Origin of the sequence: Paraburkholderia phenoliruptrix (assembly GCF_047325075.1) — a bacterium.
GTDB lineage: Bacteria > Pseudomonadota > Gammaproteobacteria > Burkholderiales > Burkholderiaceae > Paraburkholderia > Paraburkholderia phenoliruptrix.
This window is the reverse complement of the sequence record NZ_CP168531.1, coordinates 3,424,252-3,442,498: the sequence shown is the minus strand read 5'-3', so window position 1 is coordinate 3,442,498 and position 18,247 is coordinate 3,424,252. Positions and strand designations below refer to the sequence as shown.

The 18,247-nt window shown below is 55.9% G+C and carries 14 protein-coding genes; 9 read left to right on the top strand and 5 right to left on the bottom strand.

The window, feature by feature from the left end; all coding sequences use genetic code 11:
- The 4 genes from denD (at position 1) to ACEN8U_RS27215 (ending at position 6,188) form a co-directional block, all read left to right on the top strand.
- Positions 1 to 1,002, top strand: a complete 1,002-nt coding sequence (gene denD / locus ACEN8U_RS27230; RefSeq protein WP_413658027.1) for a D-erythronate dehydrogenase — start codon at positions 1 to 3, stop codon at positions 1,000 to 1,002.
- A gap of 256 nt (positions 1,003 to 1,258) precedes the next feature.
- Entirely contained in the window at positions 1,259 to 2,596 is a 1,338-nt protein-coding gene (locus ACEN8U_RS27225) for an MFS transporter (protein ID WP_413658025.1), read from the top strand.
- Between the two features lie 84 nt (positions 2,597 to 2,680).
- Positions 2,681 to 4,831 carry an alpha-amylase family protein gene (locus ACEN8U_RS27220; protein ID WP_413658023.1) on the top strand — a complete coding sequence of 717 codons (2,151 nt, stop codon included), beginning with the start codon at positions 2,681 to 2,683 and terminating at the stop codon, positions 4,829 to 4,831.
- Positions 4,832 to 4,985: 154 nt separating this feature from the next.
- Positions 4,986 to 6,188, top strand: a complete 1,203-nt coding sequence (locus tag ACEN8U_RS27215; RefSeq protein ID WP_413658021.1) for a porin — start codon at positions 4,986 to 4,988, stop codon at positions 6,186 to 6,188.
- Between the two features lie 445 nt (positions 6,189 to 6,633).
- Here ACEN8U_RS27215 and maiA read toward each other — a convergent pair whose 3' ends face one another.
- The 4 genes from maiA to ACEN8U_RS27195 all read right to left on the bottom strand — a co-directional run bounded on the left by maiA (position 6,634) and on the right by ACEN8U_RS27195 (position 11,086).
- The gene (maiA, locus tag ACEN8U_RS27210) at positions 6,634 to 7,281 is read right to left on the bottom strand and encodes a maleylacetoacetate isomerase (RefSeq protein ID WP_413658019.1); all 648 of its coding nucleotides are present in this window, start codon (positions 7,279 to 7,281) and stop codon (positions 6,634 to 6,636) included.
- A complete protein-coding gene (gene fahA / locus ACEN8U_RS27205) occupies positions 7,278 to 8,654 on the bottom strand; it encodes a fumarylacetoacetase (protein ID WP_413658017.1) in 1,377 nt (458 codons plus the stop codon). The genes maiA and fahA overlap by 4 nt, the downstream gene beginning before the upstream one ends.
- Complete coding sequence (gene hmgA / locus ACEN8U_RS27200; protein ID WP_413658628.1) at positions 8,651 to 10,063, bottom strand: homogentisate 1,2-dioxygenase; 1,413 nt, start codon at positions 10,061 to 10,063, stop codon at positions 8,651 to 8,653. Before hmgA ends, fahA begins: the two co-directional genes overlap by 4 nt.
- Before the next feature lie 69 nt (positions 10,064 to 10,132).
- Positions 10,133 to 11,086: an MBL fold metallo-hydrolase gene (locus ACEN8U_RS27195; protein ID WP_413658015.1), complete on the bottom strand. Its 954-nt coding sequence runs from the start codon at positions 11,084 to 11,086 to the stop codon at positions 10,133 to 10,135.
- Between the two features lie 307 nt (positions 11,087 to 11,393).
- On the opposite strand from ACEN8U_RS27195, the gene ACEN8U_RS27190 reads away from it, so the two are divergent.
- Positions 11,394 to 13,151, top strand: a complete 1,758-nt coding sequence (locus tag ACEN8U_RS27190) for an FAD-dependent oxidoreductase (protein WP_413658013.1) — start codon at positions 11,394 to 11,396, stop codon at positions 13,149 to 13,151.
- Between the two features lie 2 nt (positions 13,152 to 13,153).
- On the opposite strand, the gene ACEN8U_RS27185 is transcribed toward ACEN8U_RS27190, so the two are convergent.
- Complete coding sequence (locus tag ACEN8U_RS27185; RefSeq protein ID WP_413658011.1) at positions 13,154 to 13,963, bottom strand: IclR family transcriptional regulator; 810 nt, start codon at positions 13,961 to 13,963, stop codon at positions 13,154 to 13,156.
- A 105-nt stretch (positions 13,964 to 14,068) separates the two neighbouring features.
- Between ACEN8U_RS27185 and ACEN8U_RS27180 the strand changes: the two genes are divergently transcribed.
- The 4 genes from ACEN8U_RS27180 to ACEN8U_RS27165 all read left to right on the top strand — a co-directional run bounded on the left by ACEN8U_RS27180 (position 14,069) and on the right by ACEN8U_RS27165 (position 18,208).
- A complete protein-coding gene (locus tag ACEN8U_RS27180) occupies positions 14,069 to 14,899 on the top strand; it encodes an IclR family transcriptional regulator (RefSeq protein ID WP_413658009.1) in 831 nt (276 codons plus the stop codon).
- Between the two features lie 199 nt (positions 14,900 to 15,098).
- Positions 15,099 to 16,370, top strand: coding sequence for a substrate-binding domain-containing protein (locus ACEN8U_RS27175; RefSeq protein WP_413658007.1), 1,272 nt, complete (start codon positions 15,099 to 15,101; stop codon positions 16,368 to 16,370).
- 80 nt (positions 16,371 to 16,450) lie between these two features.
- Entirely contained in the window at positions 16,451 to 16,954 is a 504-nt protein-coding gene (locus ACEN8U_RS27170) for a nuclear transport factor 2 family protein (RefSeq protein ID WP_413658005.1), read from the top strand.
- Between the two features lie 117 nt (positions 16,955 to 17,071).
- Entirely contained in the window at positions 17,072 to 18,208 is a 1,137-nt protein-coding gene (locus tag ACEN8U_RS27165) for an alkene reductase (protein WP_413658003.1), read from the top strand.
- Positions 18,209 to 18,247 lie beyond the last annotated feature (39 nt).

Here is an 18,247-nt window from a genome sequence, read left to right as displayed (position 1 = left end):
ATGAAAGTCTTGATTACCGGTGGTGCCGGGTTTCTTGGACAACGACTTCTAACGGCGCTGCTGGACGCCGGGACACTTAGGGGCGTTAATGGCCGGGACGAGGTCATTGATGAGATAGTGCTCCTCGATGTGGTCGCCGCGCGCCGGTCGGACGACGCCCGAGTTCGTATGCAGGTTGGAGATATCTCCCAACGGGGCGTGGTGGAACAAGCAATCGACCAAAAGACACAGCTCATTTTCCATTTGGCCGCCGTTGTGAGCGGGCAGGCGGAGACTGACTTTGAACTGGGCATGCGAATCAACCTGGATGCATCCCGGCTAATTCTCGATGTCTGCCGCTTGGCGGGACATCGCCCTCGCGTCGTTTTTACAAGTTCAGTCGCCGTTTACGGGGGAGCGCCCTCCGAGGATGTCGGTGACTCGACCGCGCTCAAGCCCCAGTCGTCCTATGGCGTTCAAAAAGCCATGGGAGAACTTCTCCTGCAGGACTACACGCGGCGCGGTTATGTAGACGGGCGAGTTTTGCGTCTTCCCACGATTAGCGTCAGGCCGGGAAGGCCGAATGCAGCTGCTTCATCATTCGCAAGCGGAATTGTCCGAGAGCCGCTGAACGGAGAAGTCGCTCTTTGTCCGGTCAATGGTGAAACGAAAGTTTGGTTACTTTCCCCGAAGAGGGCTGTCGAGTGTTTGATTCGAGGCGCTGAGATAAAAGAGTCGGCGATAGGCGACAAGAGATGCATAAATCTGCCTGGGCTCAGCGTGACGGTCAACGAGATGGTTTGTGCGCTGAAATCGGTCGCCGGTGACGTAGTGGCAAGCCGCATCGAATGGAAGTCGGACCCTCGGGTCGAGCAAATTGTCGCCAGCTGGCCTGGAGCATGGGACATCTCAAGCGCTATCGAGCTGGGGTTCGAAGCAGACTCCTCATTCGAAGATGTCATCCGAAATTTCATAGACGAGACGGCAGATGACCGTCGGCAAAAGAGGGACGGAGCAGTCTAAGTAACTCAAAAGAGTTAAGGCGTCAGGGAAAGCGAGGGAAGGAGCGTGCTGCTGGCGCCCTCGCGCAAATGAACGTCTCTTCTCAGTGTGCCGAGAAATCGACAACGACGTCGCTATAAGAGTAGGACACCTATTTAATGACGGCCAGCTGCGGGGGGCGTGTAACCGCCTACATGGTCGACCGAATTCCAAGGCGTGGGAAATCGAACCGCGACCCACCGCTTAAGAGACGAAGTGTTGACAAGAAGGAGACGTGATGAGCGAGATAAATATGGATGTGACCGCGTTGAGTCGAAGCGCTGTGAACAGGGTCCGCGCAAAGCAAGTGGGATTTGTGCTGCTCGCTTTGTTCACCAACATTGTCAACTATTTAGACAGAAGCACAATCAGCATTGGCGCGCTTCACATCAGAGCCGACTTAGGGCTGACCGCGGTGCAGCTTGGAATGTTGCTGTCTGTGTGGTCCTTTAGCTACGCAATTTGCAATATGCCAGCGGGTTTCCTAATCGACCGATTCGGTGCCAGATACATTGCGAGTGGCGCGATTTTCATCTGGTCGCTTGCTCAAATGGCGGGGGGAGTAGTAACCGGCTTCGTCCCGATGTTGGTAAGTCGCCTGGTACTTGGGGTGGCCGAGTCACCTACCGCACCTACCAACGCGAAAATGGTATCGACATGGATTCCCTCCCGCAGACGGGGATTTGCCACCGCCGTGTACACCTCGGCGACATCGATGGGGCCATTTCTCGCACCGCTGGTATTAACTGGACTTATGCTCCAGTTCGGCTGGAAGATGATGTTCATCGGCATGGGTGCCGCGGGTGTCGTTTTCGCTGGACTTTACTTCTTCTTGTATCGGGACCTCAACAAGGCAAAGCTTTCCGATGAGGAAAGGAAGCTCATTCTCGGTGACGACGTTCCGACTCCTCACGTGCCTGTCACATTCAAACGGTGGGCCTCGCTGTTTCGCTTTCGGACAACGTGGGGGTTGATGGTCACCGCGTTTTGTAATGGGTGGGTCTTCTGGATTTTTGCGGGTTGGCTCCCACTTTATCTCGAGACCGAGTTTCATATGAGCGTCGCGAAGACCGGAATCATGGCTGCGATACCTTTCATTGGAGGACTCTTCGGTTCGCTTCTCGGCGGCTTCCTCTCTGACTGGATGGAGCGCCGAGGTATCTCGAAGGTAAGGAGCCGGAAAATCCCCATCATCGTCGGTACATTGGGTCTGAGTATCTTCACCGTTGTTGTGGGAGTGGCAGCTGTACCTACGGTGGCGATTGTCTTTAGCTTCCTAGCAGTTTGTTTTGTTCAAATGGCGGGCACTGCGCAGTGGGCGGCTGTCACCGTCCTCTTTCCCAAGAACCTTGTTGGCTCAGCGATTACTTCCTCGAATTTCGCGGCCTATCTGGGTGCCACGTTCTCGCCGATTGTTACGGGACTCTCGGTTGACTTGACCGGCTCATTTCGGTCAGCCCTCCTGCTGGGCGCCGCAATCTGTCTGATTGGGTGCATCAATATGCTCTTCACCGTGAACAAAGTCGTAGATGAAGATGCAATTGAAGATGCATTGAAGAAGCGTTCCTCTGAATGATTCGCTTGGGGCTTGCTCCCAACTATGAGCGAAACAGTTGGGACTGCACGAAGCGATGTTACTGAAACTGAAAATGGTAATCCTATGAAAGAGCAACCTTGGTACAAGCAACAGCTTCGGATTTATCAGACCGTCCTGCGTGAAGTGGACTTGATTGGGTACGAAACTGAGAAGGTCGTCGACTATCTGGTGTCTGTCGACGCCAACTGCCTTGTAATCAACGCCGGTGGCATCATCGACTTGTTTCCCAATCCTCTTGAGCTAAGTAATCCTAGTAGGTTTCTGGGAGCGCAGGATATCCTGCGCGAACTTTGCGACGGTTGTCGGGCGAGAGGAATTCGGGTAATAGCGCGAGTTGACTTTCGCGGCGTGGAGCGGCGCGTCTTCGAACAAAGGCCCGACGTCTTTTCTGTTGATGCAAATGGATTTCCGCAGATATCCCGGTACCTCGGCGAGGCCCTTCCCGAGACGCTGTATACGCCTTGCTATCTGAGCTGGTATCGGAACGAGCACGCATTCGAATTCGCGAGACATCTTATCCGTGAGTACGGGGTGGACGGCATTTGGGAAAATGCCTCGGTCCATGAGGGAATCTGTTACTGCACTCGTTGCGAGACGGCCTACAAAAGTGAGGTCGGAGAGGGGCTGCCCCGCGGTGGCGTCTTCGCAGATGTCCGATATGACGAGTACCGCGCCTGGAAAGCGAGGAAATTGCAGGAACATCTTGAGAATTTTCGTAGGGAAATCAAAGCCTTTGGCGACGATAAAGCGTTTTGTGCTGAAATCTTTGGTCTGTTCTATGACCTCTACGACTTCGCTGGCCACGACCTCTATAACATAAAAGAGGCGATGGACTTTCTCGTTACGCCCTTATTTATCGCTAATGACGAGCCGCTCAGCGCGCCGACTATCCTCACCAAGTTCTTAAAAGCATTGGATGCAGACAAGACCCCTGTGGTTCTGTTTGGGCATCTTGGCACCGACAACCAGCTTCGGTATGTATCGAACTCGCCTAGTGAACTGAAGGTTTGGATGTGGCAAGCAATCGGTTCAGGCGCATCGCTTTGGGATGTCATCTTCAACGGGCAACATGCCGCTGCGACCTACGACCGGCGGAATGAGGTCCTCGTGGCCGAGGTCTTCCGAACGATGAAAAAGTTCGAGCACCAACTTCACAATCAGCGTGCGGTTGCGCCTGTTGGCATCTTCTTTTCGCAAAAAACCAATCTGAAGCGCAGAAGGCCGAACCGCGAAGAAGACCACTATCTTACAAACATTTTAGGACTTGACCAGGTTCTTGCTGATAGACATATCCAATATGACTTCGTGTTGGACTTGAACCTGTCCGCTGAATCTCTCTGCGACAAAGAGCTGCTAATTCTTCCCAATGCAGAGTTCATCGCAGATGCAGAAGCAGATATTATCCGTGAGTTCGTTAGAAATGGCGGGAGAGTGATTGCGACCGGGGCGACGTCACTTGGTGATGGAAACGGAGCACGACGCGAGAACTTCGCACTCAGCGACGTCTTTGGTTGCGACTACGCAGGAACGTCCGTAGACGCGTCAAAATGGGGATATCAACGAATCAAAGAGTCAGGTCATCGGGTCTTTCGAGGACTGGAGAAAACTGAACTCACCGCGAATTGGGGCCAATCTGTATTAGTCCGCGAGCGCTCTGACAGGGGTAGCAAGGCTCTCGCGACTTTCGTCCCCCCAATCTATCCGCAGCCCCCCGAGAAATCATGGCTAACGTCCATGGATACGCCGTATGCCACTATCGTGGAGAACCAATTCGGAAACGGGCGAGCAGTTTACTTTGCCACCGAGATAGATAGAAACATCTGGCATCACGGACACCTCGACTTCTCGACGCTGCTCGGAAACGCGGTTTCATACATGCTCTCAGACGAGCATGTGCTAGAGACAGACGCACCGCCGAGCGTACAGATGACTCTTACCGAGGCGACTAGCGGCGCACCGGCCGGATTCATTCTGCACATGGTTAATCTTACGTCTACACCACGCAGGCCGGTTGGAAATATCATTCCTGTCCGGGATTTCTCTGTGACACTGAAGCTTCCGGCTAGAGAATTCGTCTCTTGCGAGGCGCTTATCGGAAATAGCGAACACGTTCATGTGTCGACGCGAGAGGTCACGACTGGTGGTGAACTACGCGTCAGCTTGTCGATTGGTCAAATCGATGACGTACTGAGTCTCCACTTAGTAACCCAATAGTATTCAGTCTGCCGCGCAGTTCGGCCCTAATTAGAAGAAGTACGGGCTGCGGCGGCGCAAGCAGAATGTCACGTGCATTTCAGTCCATATGCATGAACCGTCTTGCGGGTAGTTAGGTATCCATAGTATATATGGCAACATTGAGGAGTAAGCCATGAAGAAGTCAACGAAGCTTAAGATGCTTAGTGTAGGCGTTGGGGCACTGTCAATCGGGTCCGTCCAGGCGCAAACCAGCGTCACCCTCTACGGCGCACTAGACGCCGGCTTCACCTACACATCGAATGTGAAAGGCTCGTCACTGTTTGCATTGACAAGTAGCAACCAGGCGGGGAGTCGGTGGGGCCTTACCGGGGCTGAGGACTTAGGTGGGGACCTCAAAGCCATCTTCACGATGGAGGGGGGATTCAGCACGACCACAGGGGCAATCGGCACGAATGGAACGCTCTTCGGGAGACAAGCGTTCGTCGGCCTCTCTAGCAATCAATACGGTACCGCGACGCTTGGTCGTCAGTACGGCGCGTCCTACACAGCAATTACTCAAATACTTGCCTTGCCAGCAGGGGGGACATGGGCTGCCGCTGGTGGAGGGTATGGTACGCACGCGTCCGACGCCGATAATCTGAATAGCGCGAATCGTATCAACAACGCGGTCAAATACCGAAGCCCCAATTGGGGTGGGGTGACTGTGGTTGGTCTCTACAGCTTTGGCGGAAAGGCTGGCGACTTCACCCAGAATAGCATCTATGACATTGGGGTCGCCTACGATAACGGGACGTTTCGGTTTGGAGCAGGGTACTTTTTCGCAAAGAATCCAAACTTTTCGTTTTGGGGCGACAAGGCGAATGACAGTCCCAGCGGGAACAACATGCCCAACGTGATTATTTCCGGGTATGCGTCGGCGGGTTCAGAGCAAATCATCGCGGCAGGCGCGGGATACACGCTTGGCAGCGCAATCTTTGGAGTTGTCTACAGTAACGTACGTTTCAACAACCTCGGGTCCATTGCCGGCGTTACCACTGGGCGTGCATCTGGCTATCGCGGGTCTGCGACGCTCAATACGGGCGAGGTCAACCTCAAGTATCAAGTAACTCCCGCGGTTCTTCTTGGCGTCGCCTACAGCTACACAAAGGACAGCGGTGCTGGCAACTCGGGCGGGGCTACCTATCAGTCAGTGGACGCAGGGGCGCTCTATTCGCTGTCGAAAACAACATCGCTTTATGCGGTGGGCGTTTATCAACGGGCAAGCGGTACGAATTCGCTTGGACAGAACGCGGTTGGAGCCATCTTTGGTAGTGCCGGCCCCTCGTCAAATAATCACCAACTGCTTCTGACGACCGGCCTGCTACACAAGTTCTGATGGGCAGCAACTTGAGATGTCGTCCGCATGCGCGCTCGACTGAGGTCTGAGCATGTTCAGACTGGAAGAGGTCGGCGTCGCTCGGCCTCGTCGAACCGGGTTGGCTAAATATAGCATCCGACACACGCTTGCAATTTGACGTTGGGAAGCGTCGTGACGCAACTGAGACAGAGATTCGACCTTCGACGGGCCGGATGGAATAGGCAATGCGGTACGCTCATCAAGCGGAAGATTTTTCGCCTGTTGGGATGACGCTTTTTGCTGAAGAACGGTGATAGCGCTGACTTTGGAAGCTACGGTGCGGCGGCGAACAACGGAGTTCTATGTAAAAAGGGGCGTCTCGCGAGAGGAGAATCGCGGGACGCTCAAAGCGCTCGCGCGCCAACTGAGCCCTACCAACTCATTCGGCGTTCGAGAATTAGCCCACATCAAACCGCGAAAGTTGTTAGCCTTCCGCATCCGGCTGTTTTGATGGGTCCGCTTGAACGAACGCATCCAACTCCATCGCGTCCCCGGCAATCCGGGCGATAGTCGGATATCGCTCAAGTGATATCTGGAACCGACGAGCATTCCACACTTGTGGGACAAGACAGATGTCCGCAATCGTAGGCGAGTCGCCACACACGAATCGTCCAACACGCCGGTCCGCCTCAAGCTTTTTTTCCAGTGACGCAAACCCAGTGTCAATCCAATGGCGGTACCACGCGGTCTTTTGGTCGTCCGTGATGCCGATGGTTTTGCTCAGGTACCGTAAGACTCGAAGATTGTTAATTGGATGGACATCACACGCCAATTGAAAAGCGACCGAGCGAACATATGCCCTACCTACGGCGTCGGAAGGCAGGAGCGGAGGGGATGGATGCAGTTCTTCGAGGTATTCGATGATGGCGAGTGACTGCGTTAGAGTGTGCGGCCCATCTTCCAGAGTCGGAACAAGTCCCTCCGGATTCACGCCACGGTACACCTCTGAGTGCTGTTGACCGCCTCCTCGAAGGAGGTGCACCGCAGCGTAGTCGTAAGGTAGACTCTTCAGGGCGAGTGCGATGCGGACCCGATACGATGCCGAGCTTCGAAAGTAGCTGTAAAGCCTCATTCGGCGTTCTCCGACGGACTGAGCGCCAGCGCGGGCTCTATGATACCCGCGCATGAACCGAAGCCGACCTTATAGCCGTCGCCTTGACACCAGCCCCGCAAAACTATTTGGTCACCATCCTCGAGGAAGTTTCTGACCTCGCCGTTGGCGAACTTGATGGGGGACTGTCCGTTCCAAGTCAATTCAAGCAGGCTACCGAATGCGCCGGTTCCGTCGCAGTTGGAATTGGCTGGCCCGCTGATAGTGCCAGAGCCCATGAGGTCGCCTACTCGCACATTGCAGCCCGACGACGTGTGATGTGCGAGTTGTTGAGCCATCGACCAATACATGTATTTGAAGTTGGTCCGAGCGATTGTCTTGCCTGAGGGCGCGAACCGAGGTCGCAGTTCGACCTCGAGTTCAAGGTCGACACCAGCGTTGTGTGCGCCCCGCAGATACCCCAAGGGCCGCGGGTCCTGATTCGGTTGTTCGACTCTGAAAGGCGCGAGAGCGTCCATGGTCACGACCCACGGAGAAATCGTTGTCGCGAAGCCCTTCGAGTTGAACGGACCGAGAGGCTGATACTCCCATTGCTGAATATCTCGCGCGCTCCAGTCGTTCAAAAGCACCATGCCGAAAATGTGGGAGTCAGCGGCGGCTGCCGGCACAGGGCTACCGAGTTTGCTGCCAACACCGACGAAGAAACCCGTTTCTAACTCGATGTCCAGCTTTCGCGAGGGCCCGTACGTGGGTCGGTCGGACTCAGATGCTTTCCTCTGCCCATTGGGTCGACGCACCGGCGTTCCGCTTACAACCACCGACGACGCGCGCCCGTTGTATCCAATCGGAATTTCAAGCCAGTTCGGCATGAGCGCGTTCTTCGGGTCGCGGAACATGGAGCCCACGTTTGTGGCGTGTTCGCGCGAGGAATAGAAGTCCGTATAGCCGGGGATGTCGAAGGGCAAATGCATCGTTGCCTCCGACTGGCGCACGAGTACGCGTTCCCGAAGTTGGGCGTCATCGCGAAGGCGCCCGTTGTCTGAGGACAGGAGCGTGGAAAGCTGCGAGCGCACACCAGACCAAACCGCCTGCCCAAGCGAAACGAAGTCGTTGAGTCTGCCGTACCGGAAGACGCTCCTGGGATTCCCTTCGTCGTCCACCATAGAATAGGGAACGGTGATGAGGCGAGCGCGCTCGAGTGCTGCGAGGTCGAGAATCCAATCGCCGATAGCGACACCAACTCGCGCTGATGCGGTGGCGTCACTGAAGACGCCGAAAGGAAGGTTCTGGATGGGGAAATCACTTCCTTCCACGTTTGCTGACTGCACCCAACTTCTAAGGGACGGCTGATTTGTTTGCGCCAGAATTTCAGCGTGACTAATCGAAGAGCTCATGACTGGCTTCCAGGATTGAAGTTGCTCGTCAACCCCTGCCAGCATTCGAAGTATTCGTTCTGCAACTGTGACGTTTCAAGGGCGAACTGGGTCGGCTTAATGAGCGTGCGAGTCTCAAACATGAATGCCATGGTCGAATCGACCTTGACTGGCTTCGACGTGTCGGAGGCAGAGGCCTTGTCGAAAGTGTCGGCGTCGGGCCCATGACCAGACATGCAGTTATGCAAGCTCGCTCCGCCGGGAAGGAAGCCTTCGGCTTTTGCGTCGTACTCGCCGTGAATTAGCCCCATGAATTCGCTGGCAACATTTCGATGAAACCAAGGGGGGCGGAAAGTATTTTCTGCCGCAAGCCACCGCGGCGGGAAGATTACGAAGTCGATGGAGTCAACGCCCGGAGTATCGCTGGGCGATTGCAGGACCAGGAAGATGGAGGGGTCGGGATGGTCAAAGCTGATGGACCCAATCGTATTGAACCGACGGAGGTCGTACTTGTAGGGCGCGTAGTTTCCATGCCAAGCGACGACGTCCAGCGGCGAGTGACCGATATCGGCACGCCAAAGGTTGCCGTTCATTTTGGCGACCAGCTCGAATTTCCCCTCACGAACCTCGTACGCAGCGAGCGGCGTGAGAAAGTCCCGTGGATTCGCCAGGCCATTCGACCCAATCGGTCCGAGGTCCGGCAGTTGAAGCAAGGCGCCGAAGTTTTCGCAGACGTATCCGCGTGCTTCGCCGTCGGGCAACTCAACGCGGAATCTCGTGCCACGCGGAATGACCGCAATTTCCTGTGGCGCGACGTCGAGCAATCCCAGTTCGGTAGCAATGCTGAGCGGACCTGACTGAGGCACAATCAACAATTCGCCGTCGGCACTGTAGAAGAATCGATTCGACATTGACCGATTCGCCGCATACAAATGGATGGCGCATCCTGACATCGACTCTGCAGACCCGTTGCCAGCCATTGTTACCAACCCGTCAACAAAATCGGTCGGGTTCGTCGGAATAGGCAGTGGGTCCCAGCGCAACTGGTTGGGCGGCGTCGGAGGTACTTTGGAAAAGTCGCCGACTAGCCTGCTGTTTTCTATCAAGGTGAACGGCATATGCACGGCGGCCGGGCGCACGCGGTACAGCCACGAACGACGATTGTGAGAACGAGGTGCAGTAAAAGCCGTGCCGGAGAATTGCTCAGCGTAAAGGCCGTAAGGCGCGCGCTGAGGGGAATTGCGACCAATCGGAAGGGCGCCGGGCATGGCCTCGGTCGCGAATTCGCTAGCGAATCCTGATTGGTAACCTGCGGGGTGTGCGGAGTGCGCTGACTCGGTCGGTGCGCGCTTCAGTTGAGCGTTGCGCGAAGGTGTCGCCGACGGAATCGGCTCGAATTGAAGTGATGCTTCTTGCGTCGGCTGTTCCACCATGGTACTCCGAAGAAATTCGCTAGCCATTTCGGTGGCCGCGGCGTGCGACCAGCAAATCTGCGACAGTTAGCCTTCCAGCGTTTCCCACATCTCTTTGTCGCGCTGCGCGGTCCAGATTCGCGGGTCGGGATACTGAGTGGCTTCGTCGTGTGCGCGCGTGACGTCGAAAGGCATGCAGTGGTCGAAAATGACCCATTCGCCAAATTTCGGTTTGAGTTCGGCGTAGGTGTCCTTGTAGATTGCGTTCAAGTCTTTGCCTTGGCTCGCGCCCGACTTCACTTTGCTATAGAGCTCGCTGATGAAGGCGCGAGTGCCTGCAAGACCGTCGGCCACCTCTTGCGGGGTCTTCAGAGCAGCGCCTCGACCCGGTACGAGCTTCTCTGGCTTCAACGCTGCGATTGCATCCAGCGTCGCGGGCCAATCCTGGAAGTACGCATCCCCGGCGTACGGTGTCGCACCGTATTCGACGAGGTCGCCGGACAGAAGCGTCTTCTCCTGAGGCAGCCAGACAACGGTATCGCCCTTCGTGTGACCGCGACCAAGTTGCAGAATCTGGACTTCGAGCTTCCCCATCCAGAGGGTCATCTTCTTCTGGAAGGTTAGGGTCGGCCAAGTCAGTCCCGGAACGGATTCGACCGCTTGGAACAGACGCGGGAAGCGCTCAATTTCGCTCTTCATGTCTTGTTCGCCGCGCTCGACAATCAGGTCGTACGTGTCTTGGCTGGCAATGATTTGCTCAGCGTTGTAGGCAGACGCGCCGAGCACCCGAACGGCGTGATAGTGCGTCAGCAACACGTACTTGATGGGCTTATCAGTGACTTCGCGAATGCGGCGAATGACGTCTTGGGCCATCACCGGGGTTGCTTGTGTATCGGCCACGAGCACCGCATCGTCACCGACGATGATGCCTGTGTTCGGGTCGCCCTCAGCGGTGTAAGCGTAGGCATGCTCGGAAAGCTGCTCGAACGTGACCTTCTTCTCCTCCACATCTGCGTGGGAAGCGAATTTCTTCTCTGACATGGTCCTACCTCGATTTGGAAAGTTCATGGGCAGTCTGCGCCGAGCCGTAGCGCCCGCTGCAGTCGTTGGCGGAATTATACATATGCGAATACGCACGCATATAGACAATTTCCCCAATGCTAGCCGATGTCTCAATTGTTTGACGACAAGAATATGGGCACGGCATCGGAAATTATACCTACGCAATGTAGATTGCAAGTAGCAAAAAACAGCGTACCATTCTTCTGTGGGCGCCAGCAAGGTGGCGTCGAATTAGGGAATGAACGTTCGACGCGTCCTATCGATGCGTCTTCCTGGGAGAAAGGCAATGCCTGTGGAGAAGGATTACGAGTGCGACGTGCTAGTCATCGGTTCGGGCGCGTCGGGTATGTCGGCAGCGGTGACGGCTGCCTCGAAAGGTCTGAGGGTTTTAGTTATCGAGAAAGAGCAGAAATTTGGCGGCTCGACTGCTCGTTCCGGTGGTTGGCTTTGGATTCCGAACACCTACCTGGCAACGCAACAGGGTATCTATGAGCCAGAAGGAAGCGCGAAGACCTACCTCGCTCATGAAGCGGGCGATAGTTTTGACGAAAAGCGTGTCGACGCTTTCTTGAAGTATGGTCCTGAAGCGGTGGAGTATTTCACCACGAAAACAGCCGTCCGCTTCGACATGCCGCTGGTGTTCCCGGACTATCACGCCGAAGCTCCCGGTGGGCGTCAGGGCGGTCGTTCGATGGTCACGCGGCCTTTTGATGGTCGCGAACTCGGCGACCACATCAAGAACCTTGCTCCAGCTCTTCCGGAATTGACGGTATTCGGGATGATGCTTGGCTCAGGCAAGGAAATCGTGCATTTCATGCGAGTCACGAAGTCGCTGAAGTCCGCCTGGTACGTCACGAAACGTCTTTCGAAGCATTTCACGGACGTCATGAAGCATGGGCGAGGCATGACATTGACGAACGGGAACGCGCTCTCCGGCCGCCTTGCGAAGTCGCTATTCGACCTTAACGTTCCGCTGTGGCTCAATACCAAGGCTACCTCGCTGACGTTCGAGCGCGGCAGAGTGACCGGAGCGGTCCTCAGTCGCGAGGGTAGGCCGGTGCACGTGATGGCGAAGCGAGCCGTCGTGCTGGCATCTGGCGGTTTCCCGTACGACATCGAGCGACGCAAGCAGATGTTCCCGCATGCGCCCACCGGTCAGGAGCATTTCTCGCCGTCTCCGACCGGGAACACAGGGGACGGATTGCGACTCGCTGAATCAGTCGGGGGCGAGGTGAGCACAACGCTTCCCAATGCAGCGGCGTGGGTTCCGGTGTCGCTGCTCCAGCGCAAAGATGGAACGACGGGCATCATGCCGCACTTTATCGACCGCGCAAAACCTGGCGTGATTGCTGTCCTCAAAAACGGTCGTCGCTTTACGAATGAGGGGAATTCGTATCACGATTTTGTCCAGGCGCTGGTGGCCGCGACTGAGTCGGGAGCAGAGATTTCGGCCCACCTCATCTGCGACCACAAGACCCTGCGGACCTATGGCTTGGGCAGCGCAGCCCCATTCCCAATGCCTATTGGGCGCTATCTGCGCACCGGTTACCTTGTTCGCGGCAATTCAATCGAAGAATTGGCGCGAAGGATTGGCGTCGATGCCGATGGTCTGCATCGGACCGTCGAGGGCTTCAACGAAGAGGCAAGACTTGGCCGCGACCCGCAGTACGGAAAGGGTAGCCTTGCCTATAACCGCTACCAAGGCGATGCGCTGTATGGCCCAAACCCATGTGTTGCACCGATTGAGCGGGGCCCGTTCTATGCACTGAAGGTGCGTATCGGCGATATCGGCACATTTGCCGGCCTGAAGACGGACGCTAGCTGTCGTGTGCTCTCAAAGGACGGAGCGCCGATTTCCGGTCTCTTCGCGGTCGGTAATGACGCGTGCAGCATCATGGGAGGAAACTATCCCGGAGCAGGCATCACATTGGGGCCGGCACTCACGTTTGGCTACATCGCCGGAACGGCGATTGCCGATAGTGACGTCGAAGAGTTCCCCGGGGCGGGTTCTGCGCCGGTCGGGACGCTGGCTTTCCAGCGCTAGTATCAAACTTCGCTGCCCTGCGTCGCCGAATAGCCGAGTCTGTAAGACAAGTCGGCTGCGGTCTGGCGCAGGGTCAGCGCGAGCTCTCCGTCCCAACGGGTATCGAATGTGCCGGCTGGACCGACGAGCGTGATAGCGAGTGCGATGGTGCCGTTGAACATGAAAACAGGCGCGGCAATAGCATTCACACCCGGCAAAGGATGACCCGACGTCCTGGTCATCCCTTCTTCGCGAATCCTCTCGTACTGACGGAAGAGTTCCTGTTTGTCCGCAGTTTTGAGGCTAACAGCGCCGCTCAGACGAATTCCCTCATCTTCCAGCGCCTTCTGAACCAACGGTTCCGGCATGTAAGCGCCGAAGAGCCGGCCAGTCGCCGTATTGACGAGTGACATAATGGTTCCGACTCGCAGAGTCAAATGCAGCGGGTACGATGGGTCTTCCTGCCGAACGACCACGGGTCCGTTTGGTCCCCAAGTGGTGAGGAACACGCTTTGACCGGTCTTTGAAGCGAGGGCTAAGACGTCCTGCTCTGCCTCCCGGAGTGGATTCAAACGTTGCAGCCCATAGAGGCCAAGTCGTAGTGCAAGAGCACCGGGCGCGTAGTCGCCCGACGGCTCCGCCCGTTGTACGAGCTGCAGCTTGATAAGGCTAACGAGATAAGGAAACAGCTTGGCGGGAGGCATGCCCGTGACCTGAGCAATCTCTTTGAGCGCCATCGGCGAATCCGAATGAGTCAGCGCAAGCAAAATCTCGCTGCCGACTTCAACAGACTGGATTCCTCGTTGGGCCTTTTCGGTGCTATCGGTGTCCATGCGTGTTTTTCAGCAGTGTGCCACTTAGGAAAGGCTTCCCCGTCGTGTACGAAGAGCCGGTAAAATCAGCGTACTACCCATTATGCTCGTGCAGCAGAGGATTGCATGGTAACGAAGCAGCGTGCAAAAGGAAATCCGGAAAGTCACGATTCGAGTGCGCGGAAGGAGCAGCGCGGCATCCAGAGCATGGAAGTTGGCGGCCGGTTCCTTCAGTACCTCGCGGACGCTGGCGAGCCTGTGACCCTCGCGGAACTCAGTGCGCGAAGCGGCATTCCGACCAACCAGGTCTTTACCTATATGGTCAGCCTCTTGCGGACAGGCTTGGTGAAGCGGGACCCTGTGACATCGCGCTTCGAGCCTGGTCCACTTTCGTTGCGAATGGGCCTTCACGCCTTGCGCATGGTTCCAGCTGTTCGAAACGCCATGAAACCGTCTATCGACCTCGCAACTCGAGTCGAGCAGAGCGTGCTCCTTGCCGCGTGGGGAGACCGAGGTCCTACCGTCTTGCAAAGCATCGAACCGGCGGCGTCGCTTCATGCTGGTATCCACGTCGGTACCGTGATGTCCCTCGCACATTCGACAACAGGCAGGGTGTTCGCCGCCTTTAAGGAGGCACAAAAACTCGATGAACTCGTGAAAAAGGATATCGGAGCTCAAACTCCCGAAGGGGAGCATCTGACCCGTACGCAGTTCGAAAGTATCCTTGCTGACATCCGGAAGCGCGGTCTTGCCCGTGGCGAGGGAATGCCAATTCCAGGAATCAACAGTATCAGCGCACCGGTGTTTGATGGTAGCGGAGAGATAGTTCTGGTCCTTACGTTGTTTGGAGTTGCCGGTACGTTCGACGTCGCATGGAAAGGTACGCTCGCGACGAACCTCCTGCAGACCACGAAATTGTTGACAGAACAAAACGCCTCCGACCTCGTCATTCGCTAATTGAATAAGGTCGCCGGCGTGGCGTCGCTCGACGCCTCCTTGCTCTGCTCGAACAAACTCCGTTAGCTGCTCCTGTTCCCTGTCGGCGGCGCTTTATGCCGCCCCGGTGAGCAATTGCTCACCGGCCGTCCCATCAGTGTTATCCCTCACCGGCCGCAGACGTCATCCTCAACGAAATCCAACACTCGCCTGAAGCGCCTTGAACAGCGGGCCTCATCTGCCCAATGTCGGCGTGACGGGAACATGTCAGACCTCCAACTGGCGCGAAGAGGCAAACGAATATGGCGCGTCAAGTCGTGAAGGCGCTCGACTGCGCTCCTATAGTCGGCGCAGAGACGTTGATGCGATGTTGATTGATGAAGTCCATATTTCAATGGAGGAGACGATGGCGACGCTTTTTAAATGTTCCATGGGTGCACTTGTCGGCGGTGTCGTCGCTGCGACGACATCGGTTTCGATGGCGGCAGAGTCGGTTTCTGTGCAGAAACAGGCGGACATTACCACGATGTGCGGGAGCAAGCCCATGGTCGTGGGTCTGTCAGATGGCTATGGCGGCAACACATGGCGCAAGACTGCTATCGCGGAGCTCAAAGATGAAATCGGTCGCTGCAAAAACGTGAAACGGTTCATCTATACGAACGCCAATGGAGACCAGCAAAAAGCCAACTCAGACATAAATAGCATGGTGGCACAGGGCGTCAACGTCCTCATTGTCTACCCTGACTTTGGCGCAGCACAGATTCCCGCAATGCGTGCCGCCACGCGGGCAGGTGTCACAGTCATTCCGTACATGGCTGAGCTTCCCGGTGTCGCTGGGAAAGACTACGCGGCGAACGTTAGCGCCGACCTGCTTCGAATCGGTGGGGCTTGGGCTGATTGGTTTGGTCAGAACGTGAAGAAAGGGAACGTCGTCTTCCTCGGTGGAATCCCCGGTGCTCCGGCATCCCAAACGTTCCTCGAGGGTTTCAAAACGCATCTTTCGAAGTACCCAAGCCTCAAGTTGGTCCAGAATGATTTCGTCGTGACGAACTGGAATCCGATTGATGCCCCTAAAGCCGTTGAGGGCGTGATTGCGAAGTATTCGCAGATTGACGGGCTCGCGGCCGACTACGGCGTTACGGCACTCGCCGCAGTCAAAACCTTTCAGCACGCAAATCTTCCGATTCCTGCTATCGCAACGGGGTCGAGCAACAATGAACTCAGTTGCAAGTATGTGTCGATGAAGGACGCGGGGAAGCCGTTTCCATACTACTCGCTTGATGGGATGACTACGGTCATTCGATTCGCAGCGCGTCGCGGCGTTGCCACATATCAAGGTACGACTGACAACGAGCCGCTCAAGGTGTTCCCGTACACCTACGCAGACAGCGGCGCGGGCATCGCTCCGAAGTGCGATTCAGCGGCGCCCCCTGACGCGGATTTTTCTTCGAGTCTCACCGTCGATAAGCTGAAGGCGGTGTTCACACAGTAGTGGAATGTTGCTTTAAGCCTCACAAGCAACGCACACGATTAGTACAACTATTAGACTTAAAATATTGAAAGGAGAGCATCATGAGTCAAGAGTTTAGTCTGGAAGAACGAGTCAAGCGCATCGAAGACATTGAGGCAATCAAGCAATTGAAGGCGACATATGCACGCCACCTTGACGATAGCTACAACCCGGAGGGGATTGCATCCTTATTTACCGAGGACGGTCTCTGGGTCATAAAGGGTGTCGGTGGAGAAGCGAAAGGCAGGGCCGGCATCAAGCAGCATTGCCGCAATCTCAAGGAGGGCATTGCTTGGGGGCAGCACAACATTTCGTCACCGATTGTCACGCTGAGTGCCGACGGGAAGAGGGCTGATGCGACGTTTTACCTCGTCTGCCTGTTGACGATGACCCCTACGCCTCAAAAGCCCGAGCAAGAGGCGTTTGTTCTCGCGGGTAAGTACAGCGACAAACTCGTCAAGGTTGGCGAGCAATGGTTGTTCGAAGAAATCACGGGAACCATCGACCAGTCGTCGCCTTGGACGGAAGGCTGGGTCAAGTCACCCTTTGTCAAGGAATCCTGGTAAAACGACGTACGATTCAAGCGTCGCACGAGCGGTGCTCAGGGACGGTCTGTCCATCTTTCTGAGCACCGACTGATTGCCGGACGCGCTTTTTTCAAAAAATTATGAAGTGAGGTACTGATGAGTAAATTGCTCGAAAGCTACGACATGAACGGCACGCTGTTGGCGAATCGCGTTCTCATGGCACCGATGACCAGGTCTCGAGCACGTGACACCGTACCGGATGCCAGCACCGCGCTCTATTATCGCCAACGCGCGGGCGCGGGTCTGATAGTGACTGAAGGCTCACAGATTTCAGTGGAAGGAACCGGGTACCTATTCACCCCGGGAATTCATACGCCTGAGCAGATAAAGGGGTGGAAGGCTGTCACCAAAGGCGTACACGAGGCTGGCGGAAAAATTTTCATTCAAATTTGGCACGTCGGTCGAATCTCGCACGTCAGCTTGCAGGAAAATGGGGCTTTTCCTGTTTCGTCGGTCGACGCTCCCGCTAAGGGGTACACGTGCTTCGGCTACGATGACAAAGGGCAGCCTGGACCAGTGCCCGTCAGCACGCCGCGAGCGATGACGAAGGAGGACATTGCGCGCGTCACGTCGGACTTCGTCACCGCCGCGAAGAATTCGATGGAAGCGGGGTTCGATGGAATCGAAATTCATGCGGCCAACGGGTATCTCTTTGAACAGTTCATCAGTGCAAGTTGTAACACTCGTATCGACGAATACGGCGGTAGCACCATGAATCGCTTGCGCTTCGTCCTTGACGCAGTTGACGCGATGTCTGAGGCTATCGGCAGTAATCGGGTCGGCATAAGGTTGGCGCCATACGGTCGTCTTCACGACATGCACAGCTTCGACGATGAGGAGAATACCTGGCTCACCTTAGCGGAAAAGCTCAGCGAGCGAAACCTCGCATATGTCCACCTCAGCGACCAGGAGTCGTTGTGCAACATCGACCCAACTGTGGCTGCCATTCCGAAAGACTTTATCAGGAAGTTCCGCAGCGCTTACAAGGGCACGTTGGTCATTGCAGGTTCGCTAACTCAAGAGACCGCGGAAGAGCTCGTAGCTTCCGGGGTTGCCGACTTGGCTGGATTCGGACGCCCTTTCATTTCGAATCCGGACCTTGTTGAGCGTTTCAGGAACAAGTGGCCGCTTACACCGTTTGACCACTCCACCTTCTACGGCGGAGGAGACGAGGGATACATTGATTACCTCGGCTACGAGCAGACAGCGGAAAGGGCGCTTCAAGAGAATTGAGTTTTGGTATCGCAGAGGTTGAAGTCGGATGACGAAATC